Source organism: Halomonas sp. ND22Bw, from assembly GCF_003011945.1.
Taxonomy (GTDB): Bacteria; Pseudomonadota; Gammaproteobacteria; order Pseudomonadales; family Halomonadaceae; genus Halomonas; species Halomonas halophila.
Genome location: NZ_PXWD01000008.1, coordinates 83,736 through 105,209, shown reverse-complemented (window position 1 = coordinate 105,209; position 21,474 = coordinate 83,736). Strand labels below are relative to the sequence as shown.

21 protein-coding genes are annotated in these 21,474 nt (G+C 69.7%); 2 read left to right on the top strand and 19 right to left on the bottom strand.

The window, feature by feature from the left end; all coding sequences use genetic code 11:
• Nucleotides 1-121 precede the first annotated feature (121 nt).
• The 16 genes from CVH10_RS11745 to CVH10_RS11670 form a co-directional block, all read right to left on the bottom strand.
• Nucleotides 122-952, bottom strand: coding sequence for a sulfurtransferase (locus tag CVH10_RS11745; protein ID WP_106488775.1), 831 nt, complete (start codon nt 950-952; stop codon nt 122-124).
• A complete protein-coding gene (locus CVH10_RS11740) occupies nt 949-3,150 on the bottom strand; it encodes an ATP-dependent helicase (protein ID WP_106488774.1) in 2,202 nt (733 codons plus the stop codon). Before CVH10_RS11740 ends, CVH10_RS11745 begins: the two co-directional genes overlap by 4 nt.
• Complete coding sequence (locus CVH10_RS11735) at nt 3,147-3,686, bottom strand: DUF1285 domain-containing protein (protein ID WP_106488773.1); 540 nt, start codon at nt 3,684-3,686, stop codon at nt 3,147-3,149. The genes CVH10_RS11740 and CVH10_RS11735 overlap by 4 nt, the downstream gene beginning before the upstream one ends.
• A 22-nt stretch (nt 3,687-3,708) precedes the next feature.
• Nucleotides 3,709-4,539, bottom strand: a complete 831-nt coding sequence (locus CVH10_RS11730; protein WP_035599039.1) for a TatD family hydrolase — start codon at nt 4,537-4,539, stop codon at nt 3,709-3,711.
• Between the two features lie 47 nt (nt 4,540-4,586).
• The gene (locus CVH10_RS11725; RefSeq protein ID WP_035599042.1) at nt 4,587-4,922 is read right to left on the bottom strand and encodes a PilZ domain-containing protein; all 336 of its coding nucleotides are present in this window, start codon (nt 4,920-4,922) and stop codon (nt 4,587-4,589) included.
• A 25-nt stretch (nt 4,923-4,947) separates the two neighbouring features.
• A complete protein-coding gene (locus CVH10_RS11720; protein ID WP_035599045.1) occupies nt 4,948-5,937 on the bottom strand; it encodes a DNA polymerase III subunit delta' in 990 nt (329 codons plus the stop codon).
• Nucleotides 5,934-6,584 (bottom strand): dTMP kinase, encoded by a 651-nt coding sequence (gene tmk / locus CVH10_RS11715; protein WP_106488772.1) that lies wholly within the window; start codon nt 6,582-6,584, stop codon nt 5,934-5,936. The genes CVH10_RS11720 and tmk overlap by 4 nt, the downstream gene beginning before the upstream one ends.
• 14 nt (nt 6,585-6,598) lie before the next feature.
• Nucleotides 6,599-7,603, bottom strand: a complete 1,005-nt coding sequence (gene mltG / locus CVH10_RS11710) for an endolytic transglycosylase MltG (RefSeq protein ID WP_106488771.1) — start codon at nt 7,601-7,603, stop codon at nt 6,599-6,601.
• 13 nt (nt 7,604-7,616) lie between these two features.
• On the bottom strand, nt 7,617-8,453 hold the full coding sequence (pabC, locus tag CVH10_RS11705) for an aminodeoxychorismate lyase (RefSeq protein WP_369335787.1): 837 nt from the start codon (nt 8,451-8,453) through the stop codon (nt 7,617-7,619).
• Nucleotides 8,450-9,688, bottom strand: coding sequence for a beta-ketoacyl-ACP synthase II (fabF, locus tag CVH10_RS11700; RefSeq protein ID WP_035599054.1), 1,239 nt, complete (start codon nt 9,686-9,688; stop codon nt 8,450-8,452). The genes pabC and fabF overlap by 4 nt, the downstream gene beginning before the upstream one ends.
• 194 nt (nt 9,689-9,882) lie before the next feature.
• Complete coding sequence (gene acpP, locus CVH10_RS11695) at nt 9,883-10,116, bottom strand: acyl carrier protein (protein ID WP_016854353.1); 234 nt, start codon at nt 10,114-10,116, stop codon at nt 9,883-9,885.
• A gap of 125 nt (nt 10,117-10,241) precedes the next feature.
• Nucleotides 10,242-10,985, bottom strand: a complete 744-nt coding sequence (gene fabG, locus CVH10_RS11690; RefSeq protein ID WP_046079726.1) for a 3-oxoacyl-ACP reductase FabG — start codon at nt 10,983-10,985, stop codon at nt 10,242-10,244.
• 30 nt (nt 10,986-11,015) lie between these two features.
• Nucleotides 11,016-11,987, bottom strand: a complete 972-nt coding sequence (fabD, locus tag CVH10_RS11685; protein ID WP_035599061.1) for an ACP S-malonyltransferase — start codon at nt 11,985-11,987, stop codon at nt 11,016-11,018.
• A gap of 5 nt (nt 11,988-11,992) precedes the next feature.
• Nucleotides 11,993-13,117 (bottom strand): phosphate acyltransferase PlsX, encoded by a 1,125-nt coding sequence (plsX, locus tag CVH10_RS11680; RefSeq protein WP_106488770.1) that lies wholly within the window; start codon nt 13,115-13,117, stop codon nt 11,993-11,995.
• 45 nt (nt 13,118-13,162) lie between these two features.
• Entirely contained in the window at nt 13,163-13,336 is a 174-nt protein-coding gene (gene rpmF, locus CVH10_RS11675; protein ID WP_035599067.1) for a 50S ribosomal protein L32, read from the bottom strand.
• 33 nt (nt 13,337-13,369) lie between these two features.
• The gene (locus CVH10_RS11670) at nt 13,370-13,900 is read right to left on the bottom strand and encodes a YceD family protein (RefSeq protein ID WP_035599068.1); all 531 of its coding nucleotides are present in this window, start codon (nt 13,898-13,900) and stop codon (nt 13,370-13,372) included.
• Between the two features lie 115 nt (nt 13,901-14,015).
• Between CVH10_RS11670 and CVH10_RS11665 the strand changes: the two genes are divergently transcribed.
• Nucleotides 14,016-14,603 (top strand): nucleoside triphosphate pyrophosphatase, encoded by a 588-nt coding sequence (locus CVH10_RS11665; RefSeq protein WP_035599070.1) that lies wholly within the window; start codon nt 14,016-14,018, stop codon nt 14,601-14,603.
• Between the two features lie 89 nt (nt 14,604-14,692).
• On the opposite strand, the gene sppA is transcribed toward CVH10_RS11665, so the two are convergent.
• Genes sppA through CVH10_RS11650 form a run of 3 tightly spaced genes read right to left on the bottom strand, consistent with a single transcriptional unit; the run spans nt 14,693 to nt 17,432 of the window.
• Nucleotides 14,693-15,784 carry a signal peptide peptidase SppA gene (sppA, locus tag CVH10_RS11660; protein ID WP_106488769.1) on the bottom strand — a complete coding sequence of 364 codons (1,092 nt, stop codon included), beginning with the start codon at nt 15,782-15,784 and terminating at the stop codon, nt 14,693-14,695.
• Between the two features lie 37 nt (nt 15,785-15,821).
• Nucleotides 15,822-16,472: an HAD family hydrolase gene (locus CVH10_RS11655; RefSeq protein WP_035599076.1), complete on the bottom strand. Its 651-nt coding sequence runs from the start codon at nt 16,470-16,472 to the stop codon at nt 15,822-15,824.
• A 12-nt stretch (nt 16,473-16,484) separates the two neighbouring features.
• Nucleotides 16,485-17,432, bottom strand: coding sequence for an RluA family pseudouridine synthase (locus CVH10_RS11650; protein WP_035599080.1), 948 nt, complete (start codon nt 17,430-17,432; stop codon nt 16,485-16,487).
• Nucleotides 17,433-17,999: 567 nt separating this feature from the next.
• Between CVH10_RS11650 and rne the strand changes: the two genes are divergently transcribed.
• Nucleotides 18,000-21,458 carry a ribonuclease E gene (gene rne, locus CVH10_RS11645; protein ID WP_106488768.1) on the top strand — a complete coding sequence of 1,153 codons (3,459 nt, stop codon included), beginning with the start codon at nt 18,000-18,002 and terminating at the stop codon, nt 21,456-21,458.
• Nucleotides 21,459-21,474 lie beyond the last annotated feature (16 nt).

Genomic DNA, 21,474 nt, shown 5'->3' with positions numbered 1-21,474 from the left:
AGGCCTGATTCAAAAAGGCAAAAAACGCCCCGCAGGCACACAGCCTGCGGGGCGTCTATCTTCAGGCTTCCAGGCGCGAAGCGCCGTTCTTCCCTCTTACCTCTCCGGGCGCTGCCCAGGCTCAGTCGCCGGTGGCGATTGGCCGGTCGGCGTCGGTGATCCAGTCGCTCCAGGAGCCGACGTAGAGCCGCGGCAGCGGGCGGCCGGCGATCGCGTAGGCGAGGATGTCGTGGCAGGCGGTGACGCCGGAGCCACAGTAGGCGATCACCGGGTCCGCGTCCGGCAGCTCGGCGTCGAGCGTCTCGGGGGACTTGAAGCGACCGTGCGCATCGAGGTTCTCGGCGCTCGGCCGTGAGCGTGCGCCAGGGATATGCCCGGCCATGGCATCGACGGACTCGGCCTCGCCGCGGAAGCGCTCGGCGGGGCGCGCATCGAGCTTCAGCGCCCGACCGGAGAACACCTCGTCGGCCTCCACCAGCACGTCGTCGCGGTAGTCGGGCACCCAGTCGCTCGGCGCGGGCGCCGGCTCGCGCCCCAGCGGCAGCTCGCCGCCGGCGGCCTGCCAGGCGCCGAGACCGCCGTTCAGCAGCCGCACGTCGGGATGACCGGCCCAGCGGGCGATCATCCACCAGGCCCGGGCCGCGGCCAGCTGGCCGCCCACGTCGTCGTAGACCACCACCGGCCGCCCGGGGGTGACGCCGAGGCGGCGCAGCGTCGCCGTGAAGGCCTCGCGGCTCGGCAGCGGATGGCGGCCGCCCGCGCCGTTCTTGCCCGGCGAGGTGGCCAGGTCGCGATCCATGTCCAGGTGCTGGCTGCCCGGCACATGGCCTTCGCGCCACAGCCGCTCGCCGGCCTCGGGATCGCCGAGCCGCGCCCGGCAGTCCAGCACCAGCGGCGGCATATCGCCCGCGAGCGCCTCGGCCAGCGCGGTGGCTTCGATCAACACGTTCATGCGCCCTCTCCTTCCAGCCATTCGATGGGGGCCCGCCGGGCAATCAGTCGCCTGCGGCCGGCCTGACGGAATCGCACCTCGATCACCGGATTCGCCGGATCGCCTTCCACCACGCTGATCTCGCCCTCGCCGAAGACGGCATGGTTGAGGCGCTGGCCGACCCGGTAGTCGGCCGCGCTATCGGCGACCTGCCCCGTCTGCGCCGCGGCGGCCTCGACGGGCAGCGGCCGGCCCAGGCGCTCGAGATAGCGCTGCACCAGCGCCGGACGCGAGACCCGCAGCGGCGCCGGGGCGGCCTCGGTATCCTCGGCGACCAGCCGCTCGGCCACCCGCTGGCCGTCCTGCCAAGCGGTCTCGCCGAGGAAGCGGCTGGGCCGGTGATCGCCGCCGTCGTGCAGCATCACCAGCCGCTCGCAGGCCCGGGTGATCGCCACGTAGAACAGCCGCCGCTCCTCCTCGAGACGCGGCGGACTCAGCGGGTTGTCGCGGGTGTAGTGCGGGAAGTCTTCCTCGTTGACGCCGCCGAGCATCACCAGCGGCCACTCCAGCCCCTTGGCACCGTGCACGGTGGTGATCAGCACGCCGTCATCGCGGTTCTCCACCGGGCGGCGCAGCAGCTCGATGAAGGCCGCGAGATCGGAGGCCTCCTTGGCCTGCTCCACCAGCACGTCGAGCAGGCGCACGTCCTCCTCGCCCTTGTCGCGGCGTGCCGCGGCGCGCTTGAGCACCTTCTCGGCCTCGACCTCCTCGACCACGTGCTCGAGCAGCTTGGCCGGCGACCAGCCGCCGCGTTTCGGCAGCTCGCAGAGCAGCGCCCAGCGACGCTTGAGGGTCCGCCGCTGGTGCGGCTTGAGCGAGGCCAGCAGCGGGTCCTGGCGCTCCGGCCAGCGCTGGGTCTCGGCCAGCCGGGCGGCCAGCGCCGAGAGGCGTTCGCGGGGCACGAAGGGCGTCGGCTGGGACAGCAGCAACAGCAGGTGGCCGGGGTCGCGCAGCAGCTGGCCGTCGAGCGCCAGCGCCAGATAGCCGGCCAGTGCCTCGACCAGCGGCAGCCGGAACACGAAACGGTCCTCCCGGGACAGCCGGAAGGGCACGCCCTCGCGCAGCAGCGCCAGCTGCAGCGGCACCGACAGCGCCCAGCTGCGCACCAGCAGGCAGGCCTCGTCGAGACGGCGGCCGTCGCGCTGCCAGCCGGCCAGCTCGTCGAGCAACGCCTGGCTGCCCTGCCCCACCGCCAGCCGGGTGTCGGGATTGTCCGGCGCGGCCAGGCACAGCTGGTCCGGACGGCGCCGGTTGGCCTCGATGGCGTGGTTGGCGGCCAGCGCCAGGGCGTGGCCGTGGCGGAAGGTGGTGGAGAGCGGGTAGTCGCGGGCCTCGCCGAAGATGGCGGTGAAGTCCTCGAGCATGGTGTCGGGGTGGGCGCCGCGCCATTCGTAGATGCACTGGTTGGCATCGCCGACCGCCATCACCGCCGCCTGGCGCCCGGCCAGCACCGCCAGCAGGCGCTGCTGGGTAGGATTGATGTCCTGGTACTCGTCGATGATCACCTGGTCGAGGAAGCCCTGGACCCGGGCGCGCAGCGCGGGGTCGGCCTCCAGCGCCCGGACCGGCCGGTACAGCAGGTCGGCATAGGTCATCAGGCCCTGATCGGCGAGCAGGGTCTCGGCGTGTTCGAAGGCGGCGACGAAGTGCTCGGTGTCCTCGCCGAAGTCGAGCCGGGCGTAGAGTTCGGCGGGCTCGGCCATCTCGGCCTTCACCAGGCCGCTGAAGTGGGCCAGGGCCTCGAGCTTCTCGGCTTCCAGGGCGCGCTCGCCGGCCTCGGGGAAGGCCTCCAGCGCCTGCTGGGTGGCCTGGCGCAGCAGCCGCTCGAGCTGCCAGTCGGCGGTCAGCAGCCGACGGTTCTCCAGCACGCCCCAGCGGGTCAGGCTCTGGGTCAGGCGATGACCCAGCGAGTGGAAGGTGCGCACGTCGGGCAGCGCCTGGCCGGCGGGTGCCGCCGCGGCCAGCCGGGCCTGGAAGTCCTCCCGGGCCGAGCGGTTGAACATCAGCACCAGGATGCGCCCGGGCGCCATGCCGCGCTCGAGCAGGTGCAGCACCCGCGCCACCAGGGTGGTGGTCTTGCCCGCCCCGGCCACGGCGGCGACCCGGGCATGCCCCTCGGGGTGGCCGACCACGGCGTGCTGTTCCGACGTCAGCCTCATGATGCCTCGTCGTCCCAGCGGCCCAGCGCGTGCCAGGCCCCGCCGCTCTCGAGCCCCAGCTCGTCGTCGCGGCACTCGGCGGCGTCGGCGAGGCGATAGAAGACGTTGCGCCCGAGGCGCGCGGCCAGCCCGAAGCGCACCGGCACCTCCGGCACGGCCTCGCCGCGGGGCGTGTCGCTGACCGTCAGCCGGTGCGTGTCGTCGAGCCTCACGCGATCGCCGGCATTGGTGACGAGTTGCCAGTCGCCGGCGGCATCGCGTTCGGCATCGACGATCAGCAGCGGGCGATCCTCGACGCGGATACGCCATTTCTCGGCCGGCGCTACCAGGTAATACTCGCCGTCGTCCTCGCGGCGCAGCACGCTCGCCAGCAGCCGCACCAGCGCGGGGCGCGCGATGACGGCCCCCTCGTGGAGCCAGCGGCCGTCGGCGGCGATGGTCAGATCCATGTCGCCCCGGCACTCGGGATGCCAGCGCTCCAGCGGCGGGATCTCGCCCTCGGGCGGTATGCCGACCAGCCAGGTGTCCAGGTTCATGACGCCTCCTTTGCGCGCCGGATCAGACCACCAGGCCGGCGCTCGACAGCGCCTCACGGACTTCCGCCGACGCCTCGGGCACGGCCGCCTTGAACAGCCGATAGAAGTTGGCGGTGGTCTGCATGGCCACCTCCTCGACGCTGATGCCGCGCTCCTCGGCGATGCACTCGGCGACCTCGACCACCCAGGCCGGCTCGTTGGGCTTGCCACGATGCGGCACCGGCGCCAGGTAGGGGCTGTCGGTCTCGATCAGCAGGCGGTCCAGCGGCACCTTGCGGGCCAGCTCGCGCACCGATTCGGCGTTGCGGAAGGTGACGATGCCCGACAGCGAGACCATGAACCCGTGGGCTACCGCCTCGCGGGCCATGTCCAGGTCCTCGGTGAAGCAATGCAGTACGCCGCCGACCCGCGGATCGACGTGTTCGCGGATCAGCGCCAGGGTGTCCTCGCGCGCGGCGCGGGTATGGATGATCACCGGCAGCTCGAGCTCGGTGGCGGCGATCAGGTGGCGGCGAAAGCGCTCGTGCTGCACCTCGCGGGAGACGCCGTCGTAGTGATAGTCGAGGCCGGTCTCGCCGATCGCCACCGCCTCATGGCGCTCCGCGCATTCCTTGATGGCCTCGACGCTCGGCTCCTCCGGCACCTCATGCAGCGGATGCACGCCGGCGGAGATCACCACGTCGTCATGCTCGCGGGCGATGGCGGCGATGCCGGGCACTTCTTCCAGGGTGACCGCGATGGCCAGGAACTGGCGCACGTCGCGGGCGCGGGCGGCGTCCAGGGCGGCGGCGACGTCGCCGTCGTGGGTACGGGGATCGAGGCGATCGAGATGGCAGTGGGAATCGACAAACATCGGCAGGTTCACACGAAAAAGGGATACGTTCGGAAGCTCGACGCGGGTCAGAGCGTGTAGGTCGGCGCGGCCTTGTCCAGCTGGCCCGCCAGCAGGGTCTCGATATGGTCGCGCACGGCCTGGTCCTCGCGGCCGAAGTGCACGCCGATGCCCGGCACGCGTCGCCCGGAGACGCCTTCGGGCGAGACCCAGACCACTCGGCCGGTGATCGGCAGGCGCTCGCTCTGCTCGGGCAGGGTCAGCAGCACGAAGACCTCCTGGCCGAGCTCGTAGCGCTCCCGGGTCGGCACGAAGATGCCACCCCGCTCCAGCGACGGCATGTAGGCCATGAGCAGCGTGGGGATATCCCGGATGGTCAGGGAGAGGGCCTTCTGGGCGGACATCGGCGAGCCTCCTCGGGCAGTGTCTTCAGGAGCGCAGCAGCGCGGACCAGCGCACCAGCCAGGCCTCCAGCACCAGCTGCGGGTTGGGATTGCCCCCCGCGCCGAGCAGGCGGCGCTGCTCGCGAGCATAGTCCAGCAGGCGGAACCAGTCGCGCACCCGGCCGTTCTTCACCGCCTGGCGATAGAGCGGCAGCAGGTCGGGATTGCGCAGCGTTGCGCTCTCACCGGACAGCCCCAGCCGGATCAGATCCTCGAGCCAGGCGATACCGTACCACAGGATGGCGTCGAGGGACTGGCGGTCCAGCCGCGCGGCCTCGGCCACCGGCTCGGCACCGCGCACCAGGGCGTCGAAGGTCTCGTGGAGCTGCTGACGCAGCGCCCGGGCGTCGGGCTCGGCGAGCTCGAGGGCCCGCAGCGGCAGTCCACCGGCGGCCTGATACCAGAAGCGGGCATCCTCGCGGCCGCCGAGCCGTTCGGCCAGCCACTCGAGGCAGTCGGCCTCGTCCGGCGCGGTCAGGCTCCAGTGCTGGCAGCGCGAGCGGATGGTCGGCAGCAGGTGAGAAGGGATGTCCGAGAGCAGCAGAAACAGGGTCCGGCCGCCGGGCTCCTCCAGGCTCTTGAGCAGGGCGTTGGAGGCGGCCACGTTCATCGCCTCGGCCGGGGAGATGACGATCACCCGGTAGCCGCCCTGCTGGGCGGTCTGGGAGACGAAGCCGTTGATCTCGCGGATGGCATCGATGCGAATCTGGCGCTTGCCCTCGTCCGGCGACACCCGCATCAGGTCCGGGTGATAGCCCGACGCCAGCATCTGACAGGCGTGGCAGCGGCCGCAGGCGACCTCCCCCGGCGCCTGGCACAGGGTGCGGGCGATCAGCGCCTCGGCCAGCGACGGCTTGCCGACGCCGTGGGGGCCGGAGAACAGCAGCGCATGGGGCAGGCGGCCGGCCTCGGCCAGCGCGATCAGCTCCCGCCAGCGTGGCTCGAGCCAGGGCAGCGGCCGGACGGGCTCGCTCATGATGCCTCCAGGTGCGCGTCCAGCCGGCGGCCGAGCTCGGCCTGCACGTCCGCCAGGGTTCGGTCGGCATCGACCACGGCGATGCGCTCGGGCGCCGCGGCGGCGCGGGCCAGATAGGCCTGACGCACGGCCTCGAAGAACTCGGCCCGCTCGCGCTCGAAGCGATCGCGCTGGCCACCGCTGCGCTCCAGACGCCCCTCGAGCCGGCGCTGGGCCGCGGCCATCGGCATGTCGAGCAGCAGCGTCAGGTCCGGCTGCACCCCCTGCTGGACGAAGGCTTCCAGCTCGGCGATACGGGCGAACGGAATCCCGCGCCCGCCGCCCTGGTAGGCGAAAGTGGCATCGGTGAAGCGGTCGCAGACCACCCAGGCGCCCCGTTCGAGGGCCGGCCGCACCACCCGTGCCAGGTGCTGGGCGCGAGCGGCGAACACCAGCAGCAGCTCGGCGTCGGCGTCCAGCGGCTCGTCGGACGCGGGGTCGAGCAGCAGGCCGCGGATCGCCTCGGCGCGCGGCGTGCCGCCCGGCTCGCGGGTGCGCACCACCTCGAGGCCGCGGGCCTCCAGATGCGCGGCGACCCAGGCCAGATTGGTGGACTTGCCCACCCCTTCGCCGCCTTCCAGGGTGATGAAGCGTCCTCGGCGTTGCATGGCCTCTCCGATGCTCAGCGGTTGCGGATGTAGCGATTGACGGCGTTGTTGTGCTCGCGCAGCGAGCGCGAGAAGTGGTGGGTGCCGTCGCCCCGGGCCACGAAATAGAGCGCCTCGCCCTCGGCGGGCTGCACCGCCGCCTGCAGCGCCGCCCGTCCCGGCAGGGCGATGGGCGTCGGCGGCAGGCCGTCGATCACGTAGGTGTTGTAAGGCGTGGGCTCGCGCAGGTCGGCGCGGGTGATGTTGCCGTCGTAGTCGTCGCCCATGCCGTAGATCACGGTGGGGTCGGTCTGCAGGCGCATGCCCCGCTCCAGGCGACGCACGAAGACGCCGGCGATGCGCTCACGCTCCTCGGGAGCGCCGGTCTCGCGCTCGATCAGCGAGGCCAGTATCAGCGCCTGATAGGGCGTATCGATGGGCAGATCGTCGTCGCGTGATGCCCAGGCCTCGGACAGCAGCTCGTCCATGCGCACCATCGACTGGCGCAGGATCTCCAGATCGCTGATGCCCTTGCGATAGCGGTAGGTGTCGGGGAAGAAGCGCCCCTCCGGCAGCTCGTCCTCGCGACCCAGCTCGGCCATGATCTCGGCGTCGGACCACTCGGCGGTGCGATGCTCGAGCTTGGGCGCGGCGTCCAGCGCGGCGCGCATCTGAGCGAAGGTCCAGCCCTCGGGGATCGTCAGCGGGTAGGTGACCACCTCGTGACGATCCAGCCGCCCGAGCAGCTCACGGCCGCTCATGCCGGGCGTCAGGCGATACTCGCCGGGGCGCAGGTCGGGCAACGCCTCGGGCTCGAGACGGCTCAGCAGACGATAGGCCCAGCCGTCGGACAGGATGCCGCGCGCTTCGAGCTCACGGATCACCCGATGGAAGCCGGCGCCGGCCGGCACCTCGTAGAGCGTCGGCGCCTCGAGGGTCAGCGGCGCCTCGAGACGGCTCTGCCAGTAGCGATACCCCGCACCCAGCACCAGTGCCGCCAGGATCAGCAGCAGCGGCAACAGCTTGGCCACTCGCCTCATGGGAAGTCCTCGTTCAGTCGTGGGGATAGCCGAGCCGCGCATGGGCCTCGGCCTGCAGGGCGCGATGGCGATCGCCGATGTACCAGCGCGCCTGACGGCGGCCGTCGGCGTCATCGAGCCGGGTCACCGGCCACAGGCCCTGCACGGAGTTGGCCAGGCATACCGCCTCGGCCGTCGCCAGCGCTTCGGGGGTGGTGTCGCCCTCATGGATCACGCCGTCGGCGAGCAGCGCCTGCCTCAGGGTGCCGGCCACGCCACAGCGGTCGAGCCGCGGCGTGTACCAGGCGTCGTCCTGCCACCAGAAGAGATTCATGCAGGTGGCCTCGACCAGCCGCCCCTCGGCGTCGCCGAGCAGCCCCTCGGCGATCTCGGGATCGGACCATTCGGCCCGGGCCAGGACGTTCTCCAGGCGATTGAGGTGCTTGAGGCCGGCCAGCGCCGGCTGGATGCCCAGCCGCAGCCGGCAGTGGCGAACCCGCACGCCGTCGCGCCAGCGCGCCCGGGCCGGGGCGAAGGGCACGGCCTGCCAGCGCAGCCGCGGCTCGGGCTCGGCGGGCGCGAGGTAACCGCGCCCGCCGGAGCCGCGGGTCAGCATCAGCTTGAGCACCGCGAGCCCCTCACCGGCCCGGGCCGGCAAGGCGTCGAGCGCGGCCCGATCCGGCAGCGGAATGCCGAGGGTCTCGGCACCACGGGCCAGCCGGCCCAGATGCTCGGCCCACAGCAGCGGCTCGCCGTCGCGCACCAGCACGGTCTCGAACAGGCCGTCGCCGTAGGCCAGGCCGCGGTCGTCGAAGGGCACGCCCTCCGGCGTCAGCCGCTCGGCGTCGCCCTCGCCTGCCGTGCCGCTCACACCTTGGAGAAGACCAGCGTGCCGTTGGTGCCGCCGAAGCCGAAGGAGTTCGACAGGCTGACGTCGATCTTCATCTCACGGGCGGTATGCGGCACGTAGTCCAGCTCGCAGCCTTCCTGGGGATTGTCGAGGTTGATGGTGGGCGGCGCGACCTGATCGCGGATCGCCAGCACCGAGAACACCGCCTCGACGGCGCCGGCGGCGCCCAGCAGGTGGCCGATCATCGACTTGGTGGAGCTGACCGCCACGTCCTTCGAGGCCTCGCCGAGCACACGCTGCACGGCGCGGCTCTCGGCCAGATCGCCGGCCGCGGTGGAGGTACCGTGGGCGTTGATGTAGTCCACCTCGGCCGGATCGATCTTGGCGTCGCGAATGGCGTTCGCCATCGACAGGGCCGCCCCGCTGCCGTCTTCGGGCGGCGCGGTCATGTGGTGGGCGTCGTCGCTCATGCCGAAGCCGGTCAGCTCGGCGTAGATGGTCGCGCCACGGGCCTTGGCGTGCTCGTATTCCTCGAGCACCATCACGCCGGCGCCGTCGGACAGCACGAAGCCGTCGCGATCGCGATCCCAGGGGCGGCTGGCCGCGGCCGGATCGTCGTTGCGGGTCGACAGCGCGCGGGCGGCGGAGAAGCCGCCCAGGCCCAGCGGCGTGGTGGCCATCTCGGCGCCGCCGCAGACCATCACGTCGGCGTCGCCGTAGGCGATGGTGCGGGCGCTGTAGCCGATGTTGTGGGTGCCGGTGGTGCAGGCGGTGGTGATGGCGATATTGGGACCGCGGAAACCGTGCTGGATCGCCAGGTTGCCGGAGATCATGTTGATGATCGAGCCCGGCACGAAGAACGGCGAGATGCGGCGAGCGCCGCCCTTCTGGAGGGCGTTGTGGTTATGCTCGATCATCGGCAGGCCGCCGATGCCGGAACCGATCGCCACGCCGATGCGGTGGGCGTTTTCCTCGGTGCACTCGATGCCGGCGTCGCTGATCGCCTGTCCACCCGCGGCCACGCCGTACTGGATGAACAGGTCCATCTTGCGGGCGTCCTTGGGGTTCAGGTACGGGCTGATGTCGAAGTCCTTGACCGACCCGCCGAACCGCGTGTTGAAGCCGCTGGCATCGAAGTGCTCGATGGGGGCGATACCGCTCTTGCCGGCCAGGATGTTGCCCCAGCTCTCGTCCACGGTATTGCCGACTGGCGTGACCAGGCCGAGCCCCGTCACCACAACCCTTCTACGAGCCATCCGCTCTCCTCCAGATCCAGATAGTGTCACGGCCCCGCAGGGCCGTCTTGGCGCGCATTATACCCGACTCCGCGTCCGCTGTGGTCGCGCACCGCCCCCAGACAGCACGAGAGCCGTCCTGCATGGCAGGACGGCTCTCTCACCAGGACGCGTTGTCCCGGGCACACCTCAGCAAGCGGTGTCCGACAACACCCTTACTGGTGGGCGTTGACGTAGTCGACGGCTTCCTGAACGGTGGTGATCTTCTCGGCTTCCTCGTCGGGAATCTCGGTGTCGAATTCCTCTTCGAGCGCCATCACCAGCTCGACGGTATCCAGGGAATCCGCGCCGAGGTCCTCGGTGAAAGAAGAAGAGTTCTGGATGTCCTCTTCCTTGACGTTCAGGCGCTCGGCCACAACCTTCTTCACGCGCTCTTCGATGGTGCTCATTATGAAGTACTCCAGTCGTTCACGTTAAGCGACTGCTAACCAGCCGTTTCAGATCCGCAAGCCAATAAGCTGCGGGGTAGTTTATAGACCGCTCAAGGACAACGCAACCGCCGCATGGCGCGGCTTCAGCGCATGTTCATGCCGCCGTTGACGTGCAGCGTCTCGCCGGTGATGTAGCCGGCCGGCTCGCTGGTGAGGAAACCCACCGCTGCGGCGATTTCCTCGGGCTGGCCGAGACGCGTCAGCGGAATCTGGCCCAGCAGCGCGTCCTTCTGCGCCTCGGGCAGGGCCTCGGTCATGTCGGTGGCGATGAAGCCAGGCGCCACGGCGTTGACGGTGATGGCGCGGGAGGCCACCTCACGGGCCAGCGCCCGGGTGAAACCTTCCATGCCGGCCTTGGCGGCAGCGTAGTTGGTCTGGCCGAGGTTGCCCATGGTGGCGACCACGGAGCTGACCGAGACGATGCGACCGAAACGCGCCTTGGTCATGCCGCGCAGACAGGCCTTGCTGACGCGATACACGGACTTGAGGTTGGCGTCGATCACCGCATCCCACTCATCTTCCTTCATCCGCATCAGCAGGTTGTCGCGGGTGATGCCGGCGTTGTTGACCAGGATGGTCGGCGCGCCGAACTCCTCGTTGATGGCCTGGATCAGGCCGTCGACGCTGGCCTGGTCGGTGACGTCGAGGCGGCGACCCGCACCCTCGAACCCGTGGGCCTTGAGGTCGGCATCGATGCGCTCGGCGCCGGCATCGCTGGTGGCGGTACCGATCACGATGCGGCCCTGGCGGCCGAGCTCGTGGGCGATGGCGCGGCCGATGCCGCGGCTGGCCCCGGTGATCAGGGCAACTCTAGACTCGCTTGACATGGTCTCTTCCGTTCTCGTCCAGGAGAGGGGTCAGCCGTTGGCCGACGGCGACTGGCCGGCCGCCTCGCGGGCCAGCTCGAGGGCCGCCGAAAGGCTGTCGGGATCGTTGACCGCCAGCCCGCGGCTGCCCCGTGCGATTCGCTTGTTCAGGCCGGTGAGCACCTTGCCCGGCCCGCATTCGATGAACACCTCGGCGCCCTGGCCGACCATGTTCTCGACACAGGAGGTCCAGCGCACCGGCTGATAGAGCTGCTCGATCAGGCGCGTGCGCAGGGTCTCGACATCGGCATGCGCCTGGGCGTCGACGTTCTGCACCACGGTGTAACGCGGCGCGCGCAGCGAGATGTCATCCATCGCCGCGGCCAGGCGCTCGGCGGCCGGGCGCATCAGGTCGCAGTGCGACGGCACCGACACCGGCAGCGGCATGGCCCGCTTGGCACCGGCCTCCTGACAGGCGGCGATGGCACGTTCGACGGCACCCTTGGCGCCGGCGATGACCACCTGACCGGGTGCATTGTAGTTCACCGCGGACACCACTTCGCCCTCGGCAGCCTGGGCACAGGCCTGCTCGACGGCGGCATCGTCCAGCCCGAGGATCGCGGCCATGGCGCCCTGCCCCATGGGCACGGCGTCCTGCATGGCCTCGCCGCGCAGCTTGACCAGCCGCACGCCGTCGGCGAACGACAGCGCGCCGGCACACACCATGGCGCTGTACTCGCCCAGGCTGTGACCGGCCATGGCGCCCGGGCGCGGCCCTTCGAGCTCCTGCCAGACACGCCAGATGGCGACGCTGGCGGTCAGCAACGCCGGCTGGGTGCAGGCGGTGGCGTTGAGCGACTCGGCGGGCCCTTCCTGGACCACCTGCCAGAGATCGTAGCCCAGCGCGTCGGCGGCCTCCTCGAAGGTCGTGCGCACCACGCTGTAGCGCTCCGCCAGCTCGCGCAGCATGCCGATCTGCTGGGAGCCCTGCCCGGGAAAGATGAGGGCAAGGGGTTGTGTCATGTCGATCACCTTTGCACTTGTTGACGGATTCCGGCGCTGTCGCTATCCGTGGCGGCGACGCCGGAAGTCCTGGATCCGCTGTCGGTTCGGTCGCCGCCGGCGGCCGAATCGACGACAGACCGCCGAAGACCTAGTTCGTCGGCCAGCCGCTCGGGCAGGCCATGCTGCACTTCCTGCGCGGCACGGGCCACGGCGTAGTGAAAACCCGCGGCATCGGCACCGCCATGGCTCTTGATGACGATGCCGTTGAGGCCCAGCAGGCTGGCGCCATTGTAACGCACCGGATCCAGCTCACGGCGCAGGCGCCCCAGCGCCGGTCGCGCCAGCACGCCTACCAGGCGGCTGGTCCAGTGCGCTTCGAAGGTCGCCTGGACCCGTCGCACCAGCATCTTGGCCAGCCCCTCGCTGGCCTTGAGCACGGCGTTGCCGACGAAGCCATCACAGACCACCACGTCGGCCTCCCCGGCGAAGATGCCATCACCCTCGACGAAGCCCACATAGTCGAGGTCGTCGCGCTCGCGCAGCAGCTCGTCGGCCCGCTGCACGCTCGCCGACCCCTTGGTGCCCTCGACGCCGACGTTGAGCAGCGCCACCCGCGGACGCGCAAGGCCGTCCACATGGCGCGCCATGACGTCGCCCATCAGCGCAAAGTCGAGCAGTCGCTCGGCCTCGACGTCGACGTTGGCGCCGAGATCGAGCAGATAGCAGCGCCCTTCCCGATCGATGGGAATCGCCGTGCTGATCGCCGGTCGCGCCACGCCGGCGACGGTGCCGAGTGCGCGGCGCGACAGTGCCATCAGCGCCCCGGTGTTGCCGGCACTGACCCCGGCCTGCGCCTCGCCCCGAGCCAGACAGGCCAGCATGGCGGCCATGCTGGAATCCTGACCGCGGCGCAGCGCCTCGGCGGGACGCTGATCCTGACGGATCTCCCCGGGGGCATTCTCGATCTCCAGATGCGACGACGCCGCGGCGAGAGGCCGCGGCAGCCGAAGGAGCTCTTCCTCCAGCCGCGCGGCAGGGCCGAACAGCCGGATATCGAGCTCAGGATCGGCCATGACGGCGCTGGCGGCGCCTGCCACGGTAGCGCGGGGACCAAGATCCCCGCCCATGGCATCGACGGCAATCCGCATGTCAGCGGGCGTCAGGCGTCATGGCGATCGATAGGACGCGTCGCCTCAGGCGTCGACGACCTTGCGACCCTTGTAGAAGCCGTCCGGAGAGACGTGGTGACGCAGGTGCGTGGTACCGGTCTCCTTGTCCTGGGACAGGGCCTTGTTGTCGACCAGGGCGTCGTGGCTGCGACGCATGCCGCGCTTGGAACGGGTCTTGCGGTTCTGTTGAACTGCCATGAGATATCACTCCAGAGTGAATCGATGAGGTAATCAGGTTTTGCCTTTGAGCTGCTTGAGCACCTCAAAGGGATTCTCCGCGGGCGAGTCCGAGACCGACTCGGCGCTCTCCCCACTGCTCAGCTGGTCGCGCGAGACCGCGCAGTCGGCCTCGTCGTGGTAAACCACCTGGGGCAGACTGAGGATCAGCTCGTCCTCGATCATCGCCAGCAGGTTCAGCTGTTCGTCTTCCACCAGCACCGGCTCATGGGTACTCGGCAGAGAGGCCGCCAGGGCGTCGCTGGAGACCATTCCCAGCAGGAACTCGCTCTCGACCGACTGCGGCATGGGCGAGAGGCAGCGCCGACACAGCAGCTGCAGCTCGGCCGTCAGACGACCGCGGATTTCTCGACGCCCCTGGGCGTCGATGGCGAAGTCCAGCCATACCTCGGCATCACCGTTTTGCACACCGGCTTCATCGGCGAGACGGGGCATATCGCCCAGCGCCACCAGGCCTTCGAGATGTTCGGCATGCGCGGCGAGCTTGTAAGGCTCGACCCTGCCAGGGAGTCTTGAGGTCAACATAGGCGCGCAATGATAGGCACTCCCCTCCCCCCTGTCAAAGCCCGCACGCTTCGGGGTTACAATGCCCGCCCGTTGCGGCAGAGACCGCCCCACCGTGTCACACGAGGACCCCGCCATGCCACGTCTGGTACTCGCCTCGAGCTCGCGCTTTCGCCGCCAGCTGCTCGACCGCCTGGAACTTCCCTACGCCTGGGACAGTCCGGACATCGACGAGACCCCCCGCCCCGGCGAATCGCCCCGCGCACTGGTGCATCGCCTGTCGCTGGCCAAGGCCGAGCGGCTGGCCGACGACTGGCCGGACCATCTGATCATCGGCTCCGACCAGGTCGCGGTCTTCGAAGGCGAGGCACTGGGCAAGCCTGCCGACGAGGCCGCCGCACGCGCCCAGCTGGCCCGTTTCTCGGGCCATCGGGTGAGTTTCCTGACCGGACTGGCGCTGATCGACACCCGCCATGCCAGCCACCGGGTCTGCCACGAGCGCTACGACGTGGTGTTCCGCCAGCTCGGCGACACCGAGATCGCCCGCTACGTCGAGCGGGAGCGGCCACTGGACAGCGCCGGCAGCTTCCGCATGGAAGGTCTCGGCATCACCCTGTTCGAGCGCCTGGAGGGCGACGATCCCAACGCCCTGATCGGGCTGCCGCTGATTCGCCTCTGCCAGCTGCTGCGCGAGGCAGGCATGGACCCGCTGGGCAGCCCTTAAGCGCCCTTCAACGCAAACCGCCCCGGGCCAAGGCCACGGGGCGGCAGATGACGACGAATCGTCAGACGGGCAGGAGCCCGGGCACAGGACTAGGGCGCGAGCTGATAACGCAGCGGCGAGGCCGCCTGAGGCACGCCCACCCACTCGGCGGCGACCCGGCCGAAGCGCCGGGTCAGGCGCTCGAACGGATCCAGCGGCGGCGTGTAATCCCGGGTGCGCGGCTTGGCCAGCCGCTCCCGCGCGAGGGTGTCGATACTGCCCAGCTTATCCACCAGCCCCAGCTCCAGCGCCTGCTCGCCGGTCCAGATCAGGCCGCTGAACAGCCGCTCGTCGTCGGCCAGCCGATCGCCACGCCCGGCCTTCACGTCGTCGATGAACTGGCGGTGAGTGGTGGCCAGCACCCGCTGCCAGAAGTCGCGCTGCTGCGGCGAGATATCCGAGAACGGATCGAGGAAGGCCTTGTTCTCGCCGGCGGTGAACACCCGACGCTCGACGCCGAGACGCTCGATCGCCTCCTCGAAACCGAAGCCGGCGTTGATGACGCCGATCGATCCCACCAGGCTGGCCGGCGCGGCGACGATCTCGTCGGCGCCCGAGGCAATGTAGTAGGCACCGCTGGCACCGATGTCCTCGACCACGGCGATGATCGGCTTGTCGCCCTGCTCGCGCAGGCGCATCAGCTCGTCATGGATGCGCTGCGACTGCACCGGGCTGCCACCGGGACTGTCGATATGCAGCACGACCGCCTCGGCGTCCGGCGCCTCCCAGGCCCGTTGCACGCCCTCGATGACACGCTCGGCGCTGGCCCGGGAGTCGCCATCGATCACGCCCTTCACCTCGACGACGCCCAGGTGCGGACCGGCCACATCGGTCGCTCCGGGGGCCACGAAGAGCCCATAGAGCGTGGTGGAAAGCGACGCCAGGATCAAAAAGGCGAACAGGAAGCGGAAGAACAGCTTCCAGCGCCGCGAGCGCCGCTGCTCGACCAGCACGCCATCGATCCAGCGATCGAGCATGTCCTGCTGGGCCAGGCGGCGACGCTCGCGAAGCGTCTCCACATCCTCGCCATCCGCCACTGAAGACGCCTCGTCGGCGGCCTCGCGGCGCCGTTTCTCCTCGCGCGCCTGCTGGGCACTGAGCTCGGGACCCTGGGTCCAGTCGTCGCGTCGCTCGTCGTCCATAACGCCACCTCCTGTCTATCGAGGATAAAAGCCGTAATCAGGCATGCAGCCAATCGATGAGTGCCGGGAAGGCCTCGGCGGTGTACACCGGACGACTGGCCGCCAGCCGTTCCGGCGCGTGCACGCCGTAGGTCACGGCGACACGATCCATGCCCAGCGCCCGGGCCATCTCCAGGTCGTACTCGGTATCGCCGACCATCACCGCCTCCTCGACCGGCACCCCGAGCTCGTCGAGCAGCTCCTGCAGCATCCGCGGATGCGGCTTGGAAAGGGTCTCGTCGGCGGTGCGACTGGCATGGAACCAGTGGCCGCAGTCGCTCTCGCGGAAGATGCGATCGAGCCCGCGGCGGCTCTTGCCGGTGGCCACCGCAAGCCGGCTGCCGTCGTCGGCACGCAGCCGCGCCAGCCCCTCGACCACGCCGGGGTAGAAGGCCATCGGCGTGACGTCACCTTCCACGAAATGGTAGGCATAGCGCTGGCGCAGGGCCTCGGCCTGTTCGGGACCGATCCCCGGGCACAGCTTGGCAATGGCCTCGGGCAACCCCAGGCCGATGATGTCGCGAACCGCCTCCTCGGACAGCTCGCCCCAGCCGACGTCGCGCCCCGCGGCCTGCATGCAGGCCACGATGCGCGCCAGCGAGTCCATCAGGGTGCCGTCCCAGTCGAAGATCATCAGTCGATAACGCATGCAGGCTCCGAATCAGCGGGCATTGCGGGCGCTTTCCAGCACGCCGTCGAGGGTCTCGCCGAGCGGTGCGCGGATCTTCACCGGCTTGCCGCTGGTCGGTTCGGGGAAGGTCAGGGACGCCGCATGCAGGAACAGCCGCGACAACCCAAACTGGGCGGCGATGCGCCCCGCCTCGCGGGTGCCGTACTTGTCGTCGCCGAGCAGCGGATGACCGGCATGGGCGGCGTGCACGCGAATCTGGTGGGTGCGCCCGGTGATCGGCTCGGCCTCGATCAGGGTGGCACGGGCGAAGGCCTCGCGCACCGCGAAGCGCGTACGCGCCACCTTGCCGCCGCTGTCCACGCGCACCCGGCGCTCGCCGTTGCCGGCGTCGAAGCGATCCAGGCGCGCGCTGACGAAGTCCCGGCGCGCCGGCCAGCGCCCGGCCACCAGCGCCAGATACTGCTTGTTCATCTCGTGCCGCTTGAGCGACTCGTTGAGGGCGAGCAGCGCCGGGCGCGACTTGGCCAGCAGCAGGCATCCGGAGGTGTCACGGTCCAGGCGATGCACCAGTTCGAGGAAGTCGAGATCCTCGCGCACCTGGCGCAGGGCCTCGATCAGGCCGATCTTGACCCCGCTGCCGCCGTGCACGGCGAGCCCGGAGGGCTTGTTGAGCACCATCCAGTCCCGCCCTTCCAGCAGCACGCTGCCGGCCAGCAGGTTGCGCAGGTTGTCGCTGACCTCGCGGACCGCCTCACGCGGCGCGAGCTTGAGCGGCGGAATGCGCACCACATCTCCCAGCGCCAGGCGGGTATCGGCCTTGACGCGCTTCTTGTTCACCCGCACCTCGCCCTTGCGCACGATGCGATAGATGAGCGCCCGCGGCGCTCCCTTGATGCGCGTTATCAGGAAGTTGTCGACCCGCTGACCCACCTGGCCCTCGGTCACTTCCACCCACTGAACCTCGCGGCCGTCGGTCATCCCGCTCTCCACTTGCCACCGTCGTAAAGGCCGCATTCTACCGCACTGTGCGCCGTCCTGCCGCCAATTGCTGGGCACCCCCTTTACTGTTATATTGCCGAGGCGTTCCAATGGACAGAACCGTCCGCTTGGCGCCTGCACGACAGACACGCAGGCCGGAACGACGAAATCAGGCCGCGACGACGCTCCCCCATGAGGTCCCGCCGCCGACAGAAAGCGATATGACGCCACGCCCGCCCCGCCTTGCTCCCGACGAGCAAGCGGCGACCACGGGATACGTATAACACCGTGCCGGAGGCCGGCGTTGGCGAATCGATGAATGCCAGGTGTTGGCGGTGACCGCAGGACCGGATGGGCAATACGACGACCCGCCGAGAACATGTCCTGCCTCCGCCCCGTACTCAACATGATCCTGCCGTGCCGGCCCGCCACCGCTAACAGGCCCCGACACGGCCGGGCGCAGTTCCGCTTCCGCGACATGCGCTGAGCACAAGCACGCAGCACCCAGCGGTTCGCCTTCGTCGTTGCCCATGGGCGCCCACCGGCGCGTCCATTTTGCGAGACGACATGAAACGGATGCTCATCAACGCGACCCAGCCCGAAGAGCTGCGCGTCGCCCTGGTCGATGGACAACGCCTGTACGACCTGGACATCGAATCCGGTGCCCGGGAACAGAAGAAAGCCAACATCTACCGCGGCAAGATCACCCGCGTGGAACCCTCCCTCGAAGCCGCCTTCGTCGACTTCGGTGCCGAACGCCACGGCTTTTTGCCCCTCAAGGAAATCTCCCGCGAGTACTTCCTCAAGGAACCCTCGGGCCGCCCCAGCATCAAGGAAGTGCTCAAGGAAGGCCAGGAAGTCATCGTCCAGGTCGACAAGGAAGAGCGTGGCAACAAGGGCGCGGCCCTGACCACCTTCATCAGCCTGGCCGGCCGTTTCCTGGTACTGATGCCCAACAACCCCCGCGCCGGCGGCATCTCGCGGCGCATCGAGGGTGAGGAACGCGCACAGCTCAAGGAGGCCATGAGCCACCTGACCGTGCCCGACAAGATGGGCCTGATCGTGCGCACCGCCGGCATCGGCCGCAATCCCGAAGAGCTGCAGTGGGACCTCGACTACCTGACCCAGGTCTGGGAGTCGATCACCGAGGAAGCCGGCAAGCGCGCCGCGCCCTTCCTGATCTACCGCGAGTCCAACGTCATCATTCGCGCCATGCGCGACTACCTGCGCCAGGACATCGGCGAGGTGCTGATCGACAGCGAACAGGTCCACCAGGAGGCGCTGGGCTTCATCCGCCAGGTGATGCCTTCCTACCAGCAGAAGATCAAGCGCTACGCCGATGAAGTGCCGCTGTTCTCGCGCTTCCAGATCGAGTCCCAGATCGAGACCGCCTACGAGCGCGACGTGAAGCTGCCCTCCGGCGGCTCCATCGTGATCGACCACACCGAGGCCCTGGTCTCCATCGACATCAACTCGGCGCGCGCCACCCGCGGCAGCGACATCGAGGAAACGGCGCTGCAGACCAATCTCGAGGCCGCCGACGAGATCGCCCGCCAGCTGCGCCTGCGCGACATCGGCGGCCTGGTGGTCATCGACTTCATCGACATGTCGCCGGCGCGCAACCAGCGCGAGGTCGAGAACCGGGTCCGCGACGCCCTGAAGATCGACCGCGCCCGGGTACAGATCGGTCGCATCTCGCGCTTCGGCCTGATGGAAATGTCCCGCCAGCGCCTGCGCCCGTCCCTCGGCGAGACCAGCGGCGTGGTCTGCCCGCGATGCGACGGCCAGGGCACCATCCGCGACGTGCGCTCCATCTCGCTGTCGATCATGCGCCTGATCGAGGAAGAGGCGATGAAGGAGCGCAGCGCCCAGATCCGCGCCATCCTGCCGGTCCCGGTCGCCACCTACCTGCTCAACGAGAAGCGGGCGATGCTGGCCGACATCGAGCGCCGCCAGGGCGTGCGCGTGGTGCTGCTGCCCAACCCCGAGATGGACACGCCCCACTACGACGTGCAGCGGCTGCGCGACGACCACGTCGACGAGGAAGGCACCTCTCACCTGCCCAGCCACGAGCTGCCCACCGAGACCGAGGTCGGCAAGGAGCCGGAGGCCGCCTTCGGCAAGCCGGTCAAGCGCGACGAGGCCGCGGTCAAGACCGTGGTGCACCACGAGCCCGCCCCGGCCTCCCTGCAGGAAGAACCCGCCGAACCGGCGAAGCCCACGCCGAAGCCCGCCGAAAAGCCGACGCAGCAGCGGCCCGCCCAGAAGCCCGCCGCCAAGCCGGCCCCGGCGGCAAAATCCGCTGTCGCTCCCGCCGCTCGCGATGGCGTGCTGAGCCGCCTGGTCAAGGGCTTCTCTCGCCTGCTGAGCGGCGAAGAGACCTCCCCGTCCAGCCAGCAGCGTCAGTCCGAGGGCAGTGGCCAGCGTCAGGCCGGCACCGCCCGCAACGACGAGCGCAGCCAGCAGCGTGGCGAAAGCGGCAAGAGCGGCGACAACCGCTCCGGTAGCGGTAACGGCCGCCAGCGCAACAATCGTCGAGGCGGCCAGCGCCAGGACCAGCGTCAGGAGCGCGGTGACAATCGCGACGAGACGCGCAGCGCCAAGCCGCAACGTCAGGGCGAGGACAAGGCCCGTAGCGACCGCGCCGAGAAAGGCGAGAAGGCCGACAAGAGCGGCAGCCAGAACCGCGGCGGTCGCGGTCGCAACCAGCGCCAGGACGACAACCGTCCACAGTCCGAGAGCCGCAAGTCTCAGGAAGGCAAGAGCCAGGACAACAAGGGGCAGGAGCGCAAGGACAAGGACCAGGGCGGCCGCAAGCCCCAGGAACCCAAGTCTCAAGACACCAAGCGCCAGAGCGACAAGCCTCAGGACACCAAGCCCCAGAAGGCCAAGGGCGACGCCGAAGCGACGCCTGCCAAGGATGACGGCCAGGCCGAGGCGGACGGCAAGCCCAAGCGCACCCGCAACAACCCGCGCCAGCGTCGTCGCCAGCACGCCCTGAACCCGGAGTCCGTGGCCGAACAGCAGCGCCTGCAGGCCGAAGCCGCCAAGGCAGAAGCACAGCCGGAAGAGGCGAAGACCGAAGCCAAGGCGGAACAATCCAAGGCCGAGACCAAGGCGGAAGCGCCGAAGGCCGAGACCAAGGCGGAAGAACCGAAGGCCGAGACCAAGCCCGAGCAGCCGAAGGCCGAAGCCAAGGCTGAAGAGCCGCAGGCCGACGCCAAGGCGGAAGCGCCCAAGGCCGAGACCAAGGCAGAAGAGTCGAAAGCCGAAGCCAAGGCAGAAGCGCCGAAAGCCGACACCAAGGCGGAACAGCCCAAGGCCGACGCCAAGGCGGAACAGCCCAAGGCCGAGACCAAGGCGGAACAGCCCAAGGCCGAGACCAAGCCCGAGCAGCCGAAGGCCGACCCCAAGGCGGAACAGCCCAAGGCCGACACCAAGGCGGAACAGCCCAAGGCCGAAGCCAAGGCGGAACAGCCCAAGGCCGAGACCAAGGCTGAACAGCCCAAGGCCGAAGCCAAGGCGGAACAGCCCAAGGCCGAGACCAAGCCGGAACAGCCCAAGGCCGACACCAAGGCGGAACAGCCCAAGGCCGAGCCCAAGCCCGAACAGCCGAAGGCCGACGCCAAGGCGGATGAGCCCAAGGCCGAGACCAAGGCGGAAGAGCCCAAGGCCGAGGCCAAGCCCGAGCAGCCGAAGGCCGACACCAAGACGGAACAGCCCAAGGCCGAGACCAAGCCCGAGCAGCCGAAGGCCGACACCAAGGCGGAAGAGCCGAAGGCCGAGGCCAAGCCCGAGCAGCCGAAGTCCGACACCAAGGCGGAACAGCCCAAGGCCGAGGCCAAGCCCGAGCAGCCGAAGTCCGACACCAAGGCGGAACAGCCGAAGGCCGAGACCAAGGCTGAAGCGCCGAAGGCCGACGCCAAGGCCGAGGCGCCTCGTCGTCGCCGCCGCGCCCACAACGATCCGCGGGAAATCCGCCGTCGTGAACAGGAGGCCAAGCGCCAGGACAGCCAGCAAGGCTGATCCGACGCCCGCCCCT